11 protein-coding genes and 1 tRNA gene are annotated in these 12,967 nt (G+C 70.2%); 2 read left to right on the top strand and 10 right to left on the bottom strand.

All coding sequences use genetic code 11. The features are described 5' to 3' along the window. Nucleotides 1-744: 744 nt before the first annotated feature. From cas3 to ACIBF5_RS14480, 3 genes are all read right to left on the bottom strand, one after another. Entirely contained in the window at nucleotides 745-3,018 is a 2,274-nt protein-coding gene (gene cas3 / locus ACIBF5_RS14470; protein WP_396811623.1) for a CRISPR-associated helicase Cas3', read from the bottom strand. Nucleotides 3,019-3,119: 101 nt separating this feature from the next. After that, the gene (locus ACIBF5_RS14475; protein ID WP_396811625.1) at nucleotides 3,120-4,256 is read right to left on the bottom strand and encodes a TolB family protein; all 1,137 of its coding nucleotides are present in this window, start codon (nucleotides 4,254-4,256) and stop codon (nucleotides 3,120-3,122) included. Further along, nucleotides 4,253-4,828 carry a SigE family RNA polymerase sigma factor gene (locus tag ACIBF5_RS14480; protein ID WP_396811627.1) on the bottom strand — a complete coding sequence of 192 codons (576 nt, stop codon included), beginning with the start codon at nucleotides 4,826-4,828 and terminating at the stop codon, nucleotides 4,253-4,255. Before ACIBF5_RS14480 ends, ACIBF5_RS14475 begins: the two co-directional genes overlap by 4 nt. A gap of 170 nt (nucleotides 4,829-4,998) precedes the next feature. On the opposite strand from ACIBF5_RS14480, the gene cobF reads away from it, so the two are divergent. Both cobF and ACIBF5_RS14490 read left to right on the top strand, forming a co-directional pair. Continuing rightward, nucleotides 4,999-5,757: a precorrin-6A synthase (deacetylating) gene (gene cobF / locus ACIBF5_RS14485; protein WP_396811629.1), complete on the top strand. Its 759-nt coding sequence runs from the start codon at nucleotides 4,999-5,001 to the stop codon at nucleotides 5,755-5,757. Nucleotides 5,758-5,868: 111 nt separating this feature from the next. Continuing rightward, entirely contained in the window at nucleotides 5,869-7,128 is a 1,260-nt protein-coding gene (locus tag ACIBF5_RS14490) for a D-alanyl-D-alanine carboxypeptidase family protein (protein WP_396811631.1), read from the top strand. 24 nt (nucleotides 7,129-7,152) lie between these two features. Here ACIBF5_RS14490 and ACIBF5_RS14495 read toward each other — a convergent pair whose 3' ends face one another. From ACIBF5_RS14495 to ACIBF5_RS14525, 7 genes are all read right to left on the bottom strand, one after another. Then, a complete protein-coding gene (locus ACIBF5_RS14495) occupies nucleotides 7,153-7,689 on the bottom strand; it encodes a GNAT family N-acetyltransferase (RefSeq protein WP_396811633.1) in 537 nt (178 codons plus the stop codon). A 102-nt stretch (nucleotides 7,690-7,791) separates the two neighbouring features. Continuing rightward, the gene (locus ACIBF5_RS14500; RefSeq protein ID WP_396811634.1) at nucleotides 7,792-8,727 is read right to left on the bottom strand and encodes a threonine/serine dehydratase; all 936 of its coding nucleotides are present in this window, start codon (nucleotides 8,725-8,727) and stop codon (nucleotides 7,792-7,794) included. Nucleotides 8,728-8,810: 83 nt separating this feature from the next. Continuing rightward, nucleotides 8,811-8,887 (bottom strand) — tRNA-Ala (locus ACIBF5_RS14505). Nucleotides 8,888-9,052: 165 nt separating this feature from the next. Continuing rightward, entirely contained in the window at nucleotides 9,053-9,868 is an 816-nt protein-coding gene (locus ACIBF5_RS14510) for a hypothetical protein (RefSeq protein ID WP_396811636.1), read from the bottom strand. A 167-nt stretch (nucleotides 9,869-10,035) separates the two neighbouring features. After that, nucleotides 10,036-10,677 (bottom strand): GNAT family N-acetyltransferase, encoded by a 642-nt coding sequence (locus ACIBF5_RS14515; RefSeq protein ID WP_396811638.1) that lies wholly within the window; start codon nucleotides 10,675-10,677, stop codon nucleotides 10,036-10,038. Then, nucleotides 10,674-12,002 carry a gephyrin-like molybdotransferase Glp gene (gene glp, locus ACIBF5_RS14520; RefSeq protein WP_396811640.1) on the bottom strand — a complete coding sequence of 443 codons (1,329 nt, stop codon included), beginning with the start codon at nucleotides 12,000-12,002 and terminating at the stop codon, nucleotides 10,674-10,676. Before glp ends, ACIBF5_RS14515 begins: the two co-directional genes overlap by 4 nt. Beyond that, complete coding sequence (locus ACIBF5_RS14525) at nucleotides 11,999-12,961, bottom strand: UTP--glucose-1-phosphate uridylyltransferase (protein WP_396811642.1); 963 nt, start codon at nucleotides 12,959-12,961, stop codon at nucleotides 11,999-12,001. Before ACIBF5_RS14525 ends, glp begins: the two co-directional genes overlap by 4 nt. Nucleotides 12,962-12,967: the final 6 nt, after the last annotated feature.

Here is a 12,967-nt window from a genome sequence, read left to right on the forward strand (position 1 = left end):
GGCGACAAATTCAGCCAGAATCGCGAGCGCCCGTCAACCCTGAGTCGCCCACGACGGACAACCCGTCCGTCGTGGGCGAGCAAGGATGATCGCTAATGGTTCGATCGGCGCGCCCTTCACCGACAACGTTTCTAGCCTCGGCAGACAGACGCCGCAGGCGCACGCCATTGGGCGAACGCACCATGAGGATCGAGCCCAGGACACCAACAACCAGCGGCGCAAGGTAGACGACCTCTGGAGTCCCGAACCCCAGACTCCGTCACCTAGACCCCATTGTCAATCTAGCCTCACCTCGACGTCTCGACGCGACTTCGTTGTAGGTGTTTTAGCGCCCCGAACGATCACGACAGCGAGGCTTGCCGAGAGACCAAAACGTATGCCATTCTCGTCACTGTTCCCCAGCCAGTCGCGGAACGGAATCAGTAGAGCATTCGTTTTCCCCTCACATCACCCGCGTCGCATACCGCGCTAACGATCAGCAAGGAGACAGGTGAGGATCATTCAAATCTTAGAATCCCAACCGCCTGACCGGAGGCCACAAGAGCCCACCTCGGCCTTCAACTTGAATTTTGAAGTGGGCCTCAAGCTAGGCATTCGAGGCGCATTAGGTCTCGCGGCCGGCATTATCGGAATCGTTGTAATCCAACACTGGATGAGCTGAGCCCTGAGTCGTCGGTTGGACGAGACATTCCGATGTTCGTCCAACCGACGACTCAGCCATAGGTCGTCCAGACCCTCGTCCCACTACAGGACGAAGTCTTCAAGGCAGGGGTCGAAGTCGATGCCGGTGTCCGGGTCGTACCGCCCACACCACTCGACCAGCGCGCCAGGGCGCACGTCGGTGCCGAGCATCGGCTTCATCAGCGCGCCCACGCCCAGGTTGCGCAGCGCGCTCTTGTGTACGTTCGTGGTGTACGGCTGGAGCAGACGCAGCTTCGCCATGTCCGGCACCGGCGCGCTCCGTAGCTCCTCGATCACCTGCTCCAGCTCACGATGCTTCTCCGGTGCCAACGCACCCTGCGGCGTCACCACCGAGATTCCCTCGTCGTCGATCATGCGGAATGCCCGCTTACGGTCGCGTTTCTTACTAACGGGATCGATCACCGGACCATCCGAGACGGTTTCGAACTCCCAGCGGCCACGGGCCTTCTGGATCGCCTGCCCGACCTGACCGACATCTGCCAGGTTCAGCGCGTCGTACACGTCGCAGTAATAGCGGCCGAGGGCGGCCAGGTCGTCGGGGTCGTCCTTGTCGGGACCGAAATGCTGGCCCGCGCAGCCGACGAGGGTCTTGTACGTGGGCGGCTGGCCACCGTCTGCGGGCGCAAAGATGACCACGCGCCCTCCCTGTGGCAGCAGGCCCTCCCGGTTTGCTCGCCCGGCGGCCTGGAGCAGCGAGTCGGCCGGCGCCATCGCGCGGAACACCACCGGAAAGTCGACGTCCACCCCTGCTTCCACCAACTGGGTAGAGACCAGCAGGACCCGCTCGCCCCGCTTGAGTCGCTGGCGCACCTGGGCAAGCACGTGTTGTCGATGCGCTGGGCACATCCGGGTCGAGAGGTGCCACGCGGCGCTCTCGGGTTCGGTGTCCCGCCAGCAGTCGAAGACCACTTTCGCGTTCGCGGTCGTGTTGACCACGACCAACGCCGCTGGTTCCGCTGCCGCCTGTGTGGCGATCTCCGCGAGAGTCGGCTTCGGTTCGGTGACCTGCCATTCGAACCGGACCCGCCGCAGCTCACTGACCAGCTTGGGCGTGTCCTGGATCAGATCGACCTGACGTACGCCCTTGAACTCCTCCAGCGCCCAGAAGCTTGGCTGGGTGGCCGACGAGAGCAGCACGGTGGCACCGAAGTGTTCGACCAGCAGGCGAAGCCCGTCGAGGATCGGGGCGAGCATCGGGTGCGGCAGCGCCTGCACCTCGTCCAGCACGATCACCGCGTTGGCGAGGCGGTGCACCCGGCGCATCGCGGCGGGCTTACGTGCGTACAGGGACTCGAAGAGCCGGACGAAGGTCGTGACGACGAACGGGGCGTCCCAGTTCTCCGCCGCCAACCGTGCCCAACGGCGGGCAACGTCGTCGTCGAAGTTGGCCTGGCTGTGGTGCTCCAGCACGGCGGGCTCCGTCCCGTCCTCGTCGAGCAACCGCCGATAGACGGCGGCGTTCTGCTCGGTGATGGTCAGGAACGGAACGGCGACGATCACCCGACGTTTGCCGTGCAGTGCGGCGTGGCGAAGGGCGAACCCGCCACTGGCCAGCGTCTTGCCGGCCCCCGTCGGCGCACCCAGTCGGAAAACCCCGGGCTCGCGCTCCGCAGCGGCGAGACATTCTGCGTAGACCCGGTCCCGAAGCGCTGCGATCGGGCTGCTCCCTCGGCCGGCCAACTCCTCACCGCGCCGCTGCTCGAACAGCTTGTAGAGGCGGTCAAAGTCAGCGTCTGGCCGCACCTGCGGGCCGGGCAGTCTCCGAAAGTGGGCGCTGGTGTCGAGGCTGTCGGCATCCACCAGGGCGCTGTAGCAGAGACGCAACGCCATCTCGCCCACCAACGGCTCTCGGAGCCACACCGCTGGTATGAACGGCGCAAGATCGGCCGGCAGGTCCGGCAACAGCTGCGCCAACACCGCTTCAGCCGAGGCGACGTTGGCAGCGTTGTCGACCAGTCGTTTCTTCAACGCCCCGAGCAGGAGCGGACCGTCGACGAGGCCGCCGTGGTGACCGAAGATCCCGTTCGCGAACCCGCCGAGTCCCCGCTCGGCGGCGATTCGCGTACCCAAGGACTTGTGGTCGATTCCCACCGGCGCACCGGTGTTCGCCACCGTCGTGAGTTTGTCCTGCCAGCCGCAGGCCGCCTTGCCCACGTCGTGCAACGCCCCCAGCCAGTAGGCGACATCACCGCCGCCGAAGGGAGCGGCGAACCGGCGGGCCAGCTCGGCGGTTCCACGGAGATGCTCGACCAATCCGTGCCACTGGTTGCTGCCGGGGGCGGGGCTGTGTGCCCATAAAGGCACGGCGTCTGCCATCAGCGGTCCTCACGTTGAGAGCGTCGATGATTGCGCTCATCAAGCCAGGGTTCGGCGCCCCGCTCCACCTCGACTCGCCAGGTTGTCAGCTACCCGTCAGGTCAGCGGGCTCCGACGAAGAGGAGGCGGCCGGTCAGCTCGACCGGGAGCGGCACCTCACGTACCTTCTTGCCCTTCAGATCGGTTTCGGTCGCGACCTGCCGCTCCCGATCGGTGGTCAGGTACATCAGCCGGTCGTCGGTCAGCCAATGCGCATCCGCCCTGGTCAACGTCCCGACGACGGCGCCGGTCGACACGGTGGTGAGTTGTACGTCCCGCTCGGCCTGGACGACCGCGAGCTGGCCGTCCGGCGACCACGAGTACGTCCCGTCCACGTCGCCCCGGATCGGCAGGAGCCGGGTCGGCCTGACCTCGTCGGCGGAGAAGAGTTGCAGCCCACGACGGGGTGGGCGGCCGTCCGGCTGCCGTGCACGACTCGGGTCGTCCTGCGGGAAGGCGATCTCGTTGCCGTCCGGCATCCAGGTGAACTGGCAGTATTCGGTGCAGGGGAATTTCTGTCCGTCCACTCCGAACCTGCGCGCGCGCCCGTCGGCGGCGGTGACGATGACGGCGGTGTAACCACCGGTCGAGCCCTTTGTCGGCAGGGTCAGCAGGAGCAGGCGCCCATCGGGCGACCACTGCGGGTGCATCCGGTGGTTGCCGGTCGGCACCCAGGTGACGGCTCCGGTCGGGACGTCGAGCAGGCCGGTTTCCTCCGGTCGGCTGTAGTCGTAGGCGGCGGCGAAGTTGCCGCGCGGCGCCGCCCAGATTTCGTCGTACTCGCTGAAGGTGACGTACTGGTTCCGGGTGCGGTCGAAGACGTAGGGCCGGCCACCAGGTGACCCGGTGGTGGTCCCACCGACCACCATCAGTTTGTCGGAGAGCGGGAGCGGGACGTAGGTCCAGGGGGCACCGGCGCCCGGGGGTGGTTCGGCCGGGGCGCCGGGGTAACCGTTGACGGGGGCGACGCCTCCGGTCGGTGTGGCGAGTTCCGGTCCCGGACCGGGGCGAAGCCAGACGAAGGGTGCGGTCAGCGCCCCGATCACGGCCACCGTCGCGGCGACACCGACTGCTCGGCGGCGGCGCCGTACCCGCTGCCCCCGGGCCATAGCGATCGGTGCCAGGTTGGTCACGGGGCGGGCTTCGTCGGCCAATCCGCGTACGGCCCGACGCAGGGCTTCGTCAGTGGCGTGGCTCATCGCGCCGTCTCCCACCGGGTCCGGGGTTCGTTCCGATCGGCTTGCTCGTACCGCTGTGTGGCGTCGTTGCCGGCGCCCAGGCTGTCGAAGGCGGGGACCAGGTCGCGGAGTTTGGTCAGTGCCCGTGAGGACTGGCTCGCCACCGTGCCGGTCTGGCAGCCGAGCAGCTCCGCGGTCTGTTCCACGCTGAGGTCTTCGAGGTAGCGCAGCACCAGCACTGCCCGCTGGCGGGGTGGGAGCATCCGCAGCGCGTCCCGGAGCATCATCTGGAGCACGGTGTCGTCGGCGGTGTCGCCACCGGCTGCGGGTTCCGGCGTGACCGCGAGCGGCACCTCCGGGCGTCGTTTCCGGCGCCGCCAGCCGGAGACCTGGTCGTTGTAGAGGATCCGACGTACGTACGGTTCGGCCTCACCCCGGATCTTCGGCCAGCGTGCGTACGCCTTGGCGAGCGCGTCCTGCAACAGGTCCTCGGCGGCGTACTGGTCACCGGCGAGGGCGTACGCGACCCGCAGCAGAGCTTCACCGCGTTCGTTGACGAATGCGGTGAACTCGTCCTCGGAGCCCTGGTCCACAGCCCACCTCCGCCATAACGACGCTGGCGCCGCCGGATAGTTTGCTTGTCGCGCCGGAAAACCAGGACCCGTCTCCGCCCTGACCGATCTCCGGGCAGCTCGCCACATAGTGTCGGAGGCGTCGTGCCTGCTCCTGGGCGTCGACCGGCGGTGGGGTGAGGAGCGCGGGGATGCGGAAGCTGTTGGTGATCGGGATCGGGGCCGGTGACCCGGGTCAGCTCACCGTCGGGGCGGTCGACGCGCTCCACGCGGTCGACGTCTTCTTCGTCCTGGACAAGGGGGAGGCGGCGGCGGATCTGACGGTGGCCCGGCGGCAGCTCTGTGACCGCTTCGTCGGACCGGGACGCTACCGGGAGGTGCTGGTCGCGGATCCGCCCCGGGACCGCGCCGCCGCCGACTACCCCGAGGCGGTACGGCACTGGCGCGACGGACGCGCCAAGCTGCTCGAACGGGTCATCGCGGCCGAGCTTGACGACGGCGGCGTCGGCGGTTTCCTGGTCTGGGGCGACCCGTCGCTCTACGACGGCACCGTCCGGGTGCTCGACACCATCGCCGCCCGTGGCGTACTGCCGATCGAATACGAGGTGATCCCGGGGATCAGCAGTGTGCAGGCGCTCGCCGCGCGGCACCGGGTGACGCTGAACCGGGTGGCGGGCGCGGTGCAGATCACGACCGGGCGGCGGCTCGCCGAAGGGCTGCCGTCCGGGGTGGACGACATCGTGGTGATGCTCGACGCGCACCTGGCATGTAAGGCGTACCGGGACCAGGAGATCGACATCTACTGGGGCGCGTACCTCGGTACGGAGGACGAGGCGCTGGTCGCCGGCCGGCTCGACGAGGTGGTCGACGAGATCGAGCGGCTCCGACAGGATCTGCGCCGACGCAAGGGCTGGATCATGGACACCTACCTCCTGCGCCGCAACCCGTGACCGGGGCGGTCAGTCCGTCATCGTGAGCAGGAGGGCCCGGCAGCGGCGCGTGTCCGAATCGGCACCGGGTCAGCGGTCATGTTCGGCGGACATCTGGGAAGAACACCGCCCATGTACCAGTCGGCACCGCAGACCCCCACACAACCCCGGCCGCGTCGGCGACGGCCGCTCTGGCCCGCCGTACTGGCGCCGGTCCTGGTCGCGATGGCGCTGATCGTCGCCCAGCCACTCTGGCACCAGCCGTCACGGCCGACAGCCGAGGCGACCCTGCCCACCACGTCCCGGATCCCCGGCACCGTCCCACAGTTGCCGTGGCCGTCGACCGGGCAGGCCGCCGTCGCCGTCGACGGCGTCGGTGACCTGGGCAACCACGGTACGCAGACCCCGGTGCCGATCGGCAGCGTGGCGAAGGTGATGACGGCGTACGTCGTACTGACCGACCATCCGCTGCGGGTCGGCGAACCGGGGCCGAGCCTGACTGTCAGCGCCGAGCAGGCGGCGGCGTACCCGGCTGAGCAGGCGCGCGGCGAGTCCCTGGTCCGGGTCGCGGCCGGGGCGAGGTTCACCCAGCGGGAGGCGTTGCAGGCGGTGCTGCTGCCGTCGGCGAACAACATGGCCCGGATCCTCGCCGCCTGGGACGCCGGGAGCGTCGCCGCGTTCGTCGCGAAGATGAACGCGATGGCGACCGGGCTGGGGATGACGAACACCCGCTACACCGACCCGGCCGGCCTCGCCCCCGACACCGTCAGCACCGCCGTCGACCAGGTGATCCTGACCCGTAAGGCGATGGCCCTGCCCGCCTTCGCGGAGATCGTCGCCCAGCCGAGGGCGACCCTGCCGGTGGCGGGCACGGTGACCAACTACAACCACCTACTCGGCCAGGACGGGGTGGTCGGGGTCAAGACCGGCTCCACCGACCAGGCCGGGGGGTGTTTCACCTTCGCCTCGGTGGCGAAGGTCGGCTCGGCCCAGTTCCTCGTGGTCGGCGCGATCCTGGGACAGCCCGGCAAGGACACCCCGGCCCAGTTGCGGTCGGTGTTCGCCGCGACGACGCCGCTGGTCCGGGCTGCGGCGGCGGCGCTCGGCGTACACACGGTCGTCCCGGCGGGGCGGGAGGTGGCGACCGTACGCGGACCGCTCGGCACCGGTACGACGCTGCGCGCCGGGCAGAATCTCGACGTGATCGGCTGGCCGGGCCTCGACGTACGGCTCGGGACCGAGATCCCGACGATGCCGAGGGAGTTCACGGCGGGCGCCGAACACGGTCGGGCGCTCGCGACCGTCGGCAACCAACCGGCGGTCGGTACGGCGCTACGCGCCGACGACCGGCTCGAACCGCCGGGCGTGTGGGACCGGCTGACCCGCCGCTGACCCTTGCGCCGTCGCAGGCTGACGCTAGACCGGAGTGGGTGGGGAGGCGCTGCGGTCGCCGAGGTCGCGTTGGTAGAGCAGGGTGTCGACCCACCGGCCGTGTTTGAAGCCGACCGACCGCAACCTGCCCGCCTCGACGAAGCCGTACCGGCGGTGCAGGGCTACCGAGGCATCCCCGCCCTCGGCGATCACCGCCACCACCTGACGTACGCCGGCCGCCGTGCACCCGTCCAGCACCGCGCCGAGCAGCAGCGATCCGAGCCCGGCCCCGGTCCGGTCCGGAGCGAGGTAGATGCTGTTCTCGGCCGAGTGCCGGTACGCCGGCTTCGGCCGCCACTGGCTCGCGTACCCGTATCCGGCGATCTCGCCACCGACCTCGACCACCAGGAACGGCATCCCGGCCGCGTGCAGTGTCTCGCTCCGGCGCCGCCAGTCGTCGGCACTCGGCGGCGTCTCGTCGAAGGTGATCACGGTTTCGGTGACGTAGTAGGCGTAGATCGCCGCTACCGCGTCATAGTCGTCCGGCCCGACCGGCCGGACCAACGCCGTCGAAGCCGACACCGGTCTTTTCCCTCTCCCTGGCGCCGTGGCCGACGGCATCCTCGAAGAACGTGATCGTACGTCCGGGCAGCCGGCCGGTCAGCGGTTTCCGGAACCGGGCGGCTACAGGTCGGACGGGTCGGTGTTGGCGCCGCAGAGCAGCACCGCGACCCGCTCGCCCGGTTCGGGCCGGTAGGCGCCGGAGGCGAGTGCCGCGTACGCGGCACAGGCGCCGTACTCGACCCCGATCCGCCACCGGTCCCAGAGCTGTTGCCGGGCGGTGACCAGGTCGTCGTCGGAGACGAGGACCGCGTGTACGCCGGTCCGGGTGGCGACCGCGTACGCGATCTCACCGAGCCGGCGGGCGCCGAGCGAGTCGGCGGCGATCCCCGACACCGGTACGTCGACCGGCCCTCCCTCGGTGAGCGCGGTGTGCAGGGTGGGGATGGTGACCGGTTCGACCCCGGCGACCCGGGCCACGCCCTCGGCGGCGGCGGCGATGCCGGCCATCAGCCCGCCTCCACCGACCGCGACGAGGATGGTGTCGACCGCCCCGTCGAGCTGTTCGATCAGTTCGCTGCCGGCGGTGCCCGCACCGGCGACGATCTCCGGCTGGTCGTACGCGTGGCAGTAGACCGCCCCGGTCTCGGCGACCGTCTTGAGGGCCGCCTCGTACGCCTCGGCGTACTCGTTGCCGTGCTGGACCACGGTGGCGCCGTACGACCTGAGCTTCGCCACCTTCACCGCCGGTGCGGTCAGCGGCACGAACACCGTCGCCGGTACGCCGAACGCCCGCGCCGCGTACGCGTTGGCGAGGCCGGCGTTGCCCCCGGAGGCGACCACGATCCCGACCGCCGGGTCGAGTTCACCGGTTTCGCGGGCGGCGAGCAGCCGGTTCACCGCACCCCGGGCCTTGAAGGTGCCGGTGTGCTGCATGAACTCGCACTTGAACCAGCCCGGTCCGCCCCGTCCGTCCTGATCCATTTCGATCAGCGGGGTACGCCGGACGTGCCCGGCGATCCGTACGGCAGCCGCGTCGACATCAGCCCGGGTGGTCACGTTCGGTCGCCCTCTTTCCCACCGTCAAACGATGAAGGCGGCTTCTCGATCTTCCGAGAAACCGCCTTTGAACTGCCACCTCTTGGTGGAGTTGAGGGGATTCGAACCCCTGACCCCCTCGATGCGAACGAGGTGCGCTACCAGGCTGCGCCACAACCCCTCGCCCGACTCGCGCCGGACGATCGACCCGCCATCCGAACCTCAACGGCGAACCGGCGCCAAGGTTAACAGGTACGGCGCCCGGGGGGCGAATCCGCCCCCCGGCGCGGCGACTCCGACACCGGTCCAGTCCGGTGGGCCAACACAAGATCGGGTTCGACCAGGGTCAGGCGGAGTGGGAGCCGCGACCGGCCTCGTACGGGCGACCGCGCAGGCCACCGGAGCCACGGTAGGAGACCGAGCCCCGGGTGCGTCCACCGCTGGCCGCGGCGGGCAGGTCGTTCGGCCGGTCGAGGCCCATCGCGGCGCGCCGTACCGCTTCGCGCTGGGCCGCCAGCCGACGCTGCGCCTCCCGGCGGGCCGCCGCGCGGCGGGCCTGCTCCCGGCGTACCTCGGCCTGCCGGGCGGCCAGCCAGGCCGCCTCCCGGGCCTGCATGCGCCGGCGCCGGCGGTCGACGATGGCCCGGTTGCGCAGGTGTACGACGTACGCGACGAGCAGGGTGCCGGTGACCGCGAAGCTGATCCAGAAGCCGGGGCTGACCGTGATCACCCCGATCAGCTCGGCGAGGTTGAGCAGGAGCAGGGCGGCGAAGACCCGTCGGCGCCGATAGACGGCCGGGGTGTGCCGGCGGGGCGGCGGGCGGCGGCGTGACCGCGCCCCGGAGCGGGGTACGGCGCGCAGCCGGCTCGCTCGGCGCCCGGTCGCGGGCGGAGCGGAGACCGGATCGGGCATTCCGTAGACCGGATTCTCCGCCCGCGATTCACCGCGCAGAGTAACCGTGAGGACACGGGACGGGTTCACGGGCTGTCGTCCCGGGACAGTGCGACGTCGTCGGCGGCGCTGTAACACCCGCGCCGTCGACTGCGCCCGCTCCGCCACCAGCCGCTCCGTGGCGTCGTACCGGCGAACCAGCGCTGGCGCGAAGGCGAGCAGACCGGCGGCGGCGAGGACGGCGAGGAGCACCGAGGCCGGCACCCTCACCCCTCCCGTCACCCACGTCGGGCAACCGCGACCGTGACCGGGCGACCCACCGAAGCAGCAGGGCCGTGACGACCACCGGACGGTTACCGCACATCCAGTTACTTCAGGTTACGGGCGGTACACCAGGATCAACGCGCGCCGCGCCGATCACGTCGAGTCACAGATGATCAAGAAGTGACGGTACGGAGTCGGTGCCAGCGGGCCAGCAGACCGCCCTCGGCCGCGACCTCCTCGCTGGTCATGGCGTACCCGATGTGGTCGCGCCACGCGCCGTCGATGTGCATGTAGCGCGGGTGGTACGACTCCTCGCGGAAGCCGAGCTTCTCCACCACCCGACGCGAGGGGCCGTTCTCCGGCCGGATGTTGACCTCGATCCGGTGCAGCCCACCCTGGCCGAACGCATGGTCGGCGACGAGCGCCAACGCGGTCGGCATCAGACCCCGCCCGGCAACCCGCGAGTCGATCCAGTAGCCGACGTACGCGGAGCAGAACGCCCGACGCACGATGTTGCCCAGGTTGATGTGCCCGACCAGCCGTTCCCGCCCGTGTTCGCGCAGGCAGATCGCGAACGGCATGCTCTCGCCGCGCCGCGCCGACCGGCGCTGGTCGCGGTGGACGTAGCGGAACGCGGTCGGCGAGTTGAGTTCGTCCCACCCTCCGGCGGGAGCGGTCTCCCACGGGGCCAGCCACACCCGGTTGGCCCGACGCACCTCGGACCAGGCGACCGCGTCCGTCCGCTTGTACGGGCGTAGCAACACCGGACCGTCGACGAGCGCCACCGGCCAGCCCGGTGTCCCGATCAGACTCATCGGCGCCGGTCCAGCAGCAGCACGTCCACGGTGGAACCGGCCGCCGCTGTGGTCACCCGCTCACCGAGAACCAGCAGGCCGTTCGCCTCGGCCAGGCCGGCGAGAGTGTGCGGGCCGCCCCGCAACGGCTGCACGGTGTAACCACCGCCGCGCCGCTCGGCCACGTGCGCGGGACGGAACTCACGCAGGCCACCGGGAGACGAGACGGTCTCCAGTAGATGGGCACGCACGCTCGGCCGGAACACCGGCTCGGCGCCAGCAAGGAGCTGGATCGCCGGACGGGCCAGCATCTCGAAGCCGATCAACGCGGCACCGGGTTCACCGGGCAGACAGACCACCGGAACCTCCTCGGCACCGACCGTACCGAATCCGAGGGCACTTCCGGGGTACAGGGCAACCTCGGTGAAGGCCACCGGCCCGGCCCGGCCGCCGTCCCGGCGGGAGAGAATCCGTCGCACCATGTCCCCCGGCCCGGTGCCGGTGCCCCCGGTGGTGATGATCAGGTCGGCCCGCAGGGTCTGGTCCTCCAGCAGCCCACGCAGCCCTTCGGGATCGTCGTCGCAGATCCCGACCCGGTACGCGAGCGCCCCCACCTCTGCGGCAGCCGCGGTCAACGCGTGCGAGTTGGTGTCCACCACCTGACCGGGCTGGCTGCCCCGCCCCACCTCGACCAACTCGTCACCGGTCGCCACGATCACCACCCGAGGACTGGGCCGGACCACCACGTGTCCGATACCGGTGGCGGCGAAGACCGCGACCAGCGCCGGGGAGACGTACGCGCCGGAACGGGCGAGCAGCGTGCCGGCCTGCACCTCCTCACCGACGCGACGCAGGCCGTACCCGCGTTTCGGCACCCGGAAGATCTCCACCGCGGCCATGCCCTGGTCGGTCCACTCCACCGGTACGACCACGTCGGCGGCGACCGGCAGCGGTGACCCGGCCGCCACCGAGAAACACGAACCCGGGGTGAGCCGGACCGGACGCCAACTCGCCGCGCCGAGGTCACCGACGACGTTGAGCCGTACCGGGCGGGTGTCGCCGGGACGGCGACCGGCGGAGGCACCGGAGCCGGACGAGGCGAATCCACCCCGTCCGGCACCGGCCAGGTCGTCCCAGCGGGCCGCGTACCCGTCGATCGCGGCCTGGTCGAACGCCGGGTACGCGTGCGGCGCGACCACGTCCTCGGCGAGGACGTTTCCGTACGCCTGGGTCAGGTCGAGGTCGAGCGGAGGCAGCGCCCGCAACCTGCGCAGCGTGCTGCCCAGGTAGTCGGCGAGCGGCGTCAGCTCGTTAGCGGCCGCCTCGGCATCGGCCGTGGCTGTCATGTATTGCGCCCGCCGAACTGCTCGGAGCCGACGAAGTCGGCCAGCCACTGACGGAACTCCCGTCCCATGTCCTCACGCTGGGAGGCGAGCTGCACCACCGCCTGGAGGTAACCCAGCGGCATGCCGGTGTCGAACCGGGTACCTCGGTAGACGATCGCGTGCACGGGGGTCCCCTCGTCCAGCAGGGTCGCCATCGCGTCGGTCAGCTGGATCTCACCGCCGCTGCCCGGCCCGGTACGCCGGATCGCCTCGAAGATCTTGCCAGGCAGAATGTACCGGCCGAGGACAGCGAGGTTGCTCGGCGCGTCGTCCGGCTCCGGCTTCTCCACCAGCCCGGTTACCCGGACCACCTCGCCGATGTCGGTCAGCTCCGGCTCGGCCGGCGCCACCGAGGCGATGCCGTACCGCTTGGTCTCCTCAGGAGAGACCTCCATGAAGGCGAGCACGATCCCGTTGGTCCGGGCCTGAAGTTCGAGCATCGCCGGCAGCAGCGGCTCGCTCAGGTCGACGAACTCGTCGCCGAGCAGCACCGCGAACGGCGCGTCGGTGCCCACGTGCGACTCGGCGCAGCCGACCGCATGCCCCAGCCCGAGCGGCTCGTGCTGCCGGGAGGTGAAGATCTCGACCAGTTCGCTCGGCCTGCGTACCGCTTCGAGCCGCTTCTGGTCGCCCTTCTTCTCCAGGTGGGCCTCCAGCGACGGCGAGCGGTCGAAGTGATCCACCATGGAGGTCTTGCCCCGACCGGTGACCAGCAGGACATCGCGGATACCGGCTGCGGCGGCTTCCTCGATGATGTATTGCAGTACCGGGCGGTCGACCACCGGCAGCAGTTCCTTGGGAACCGCCTTGGTCGCGGGCAGGAAGCGGGTGGCCAGACCGGCGGCGGGGATCACTGCCTTGACCGCTCGCCCGGGGGTCGCATTGGAGGTCGTTCCTGGGGACGCAGAGTGCTCCGACATTCCGCG

Source organism: Micromonospora sp. NPDC050417 (assembly GCF_044458865.1).
GTDB lineage: Bacteria > Actinomycetota > Actinomycetes > Mycobacteriales > Micromonosporaceae > Micromonospora_G.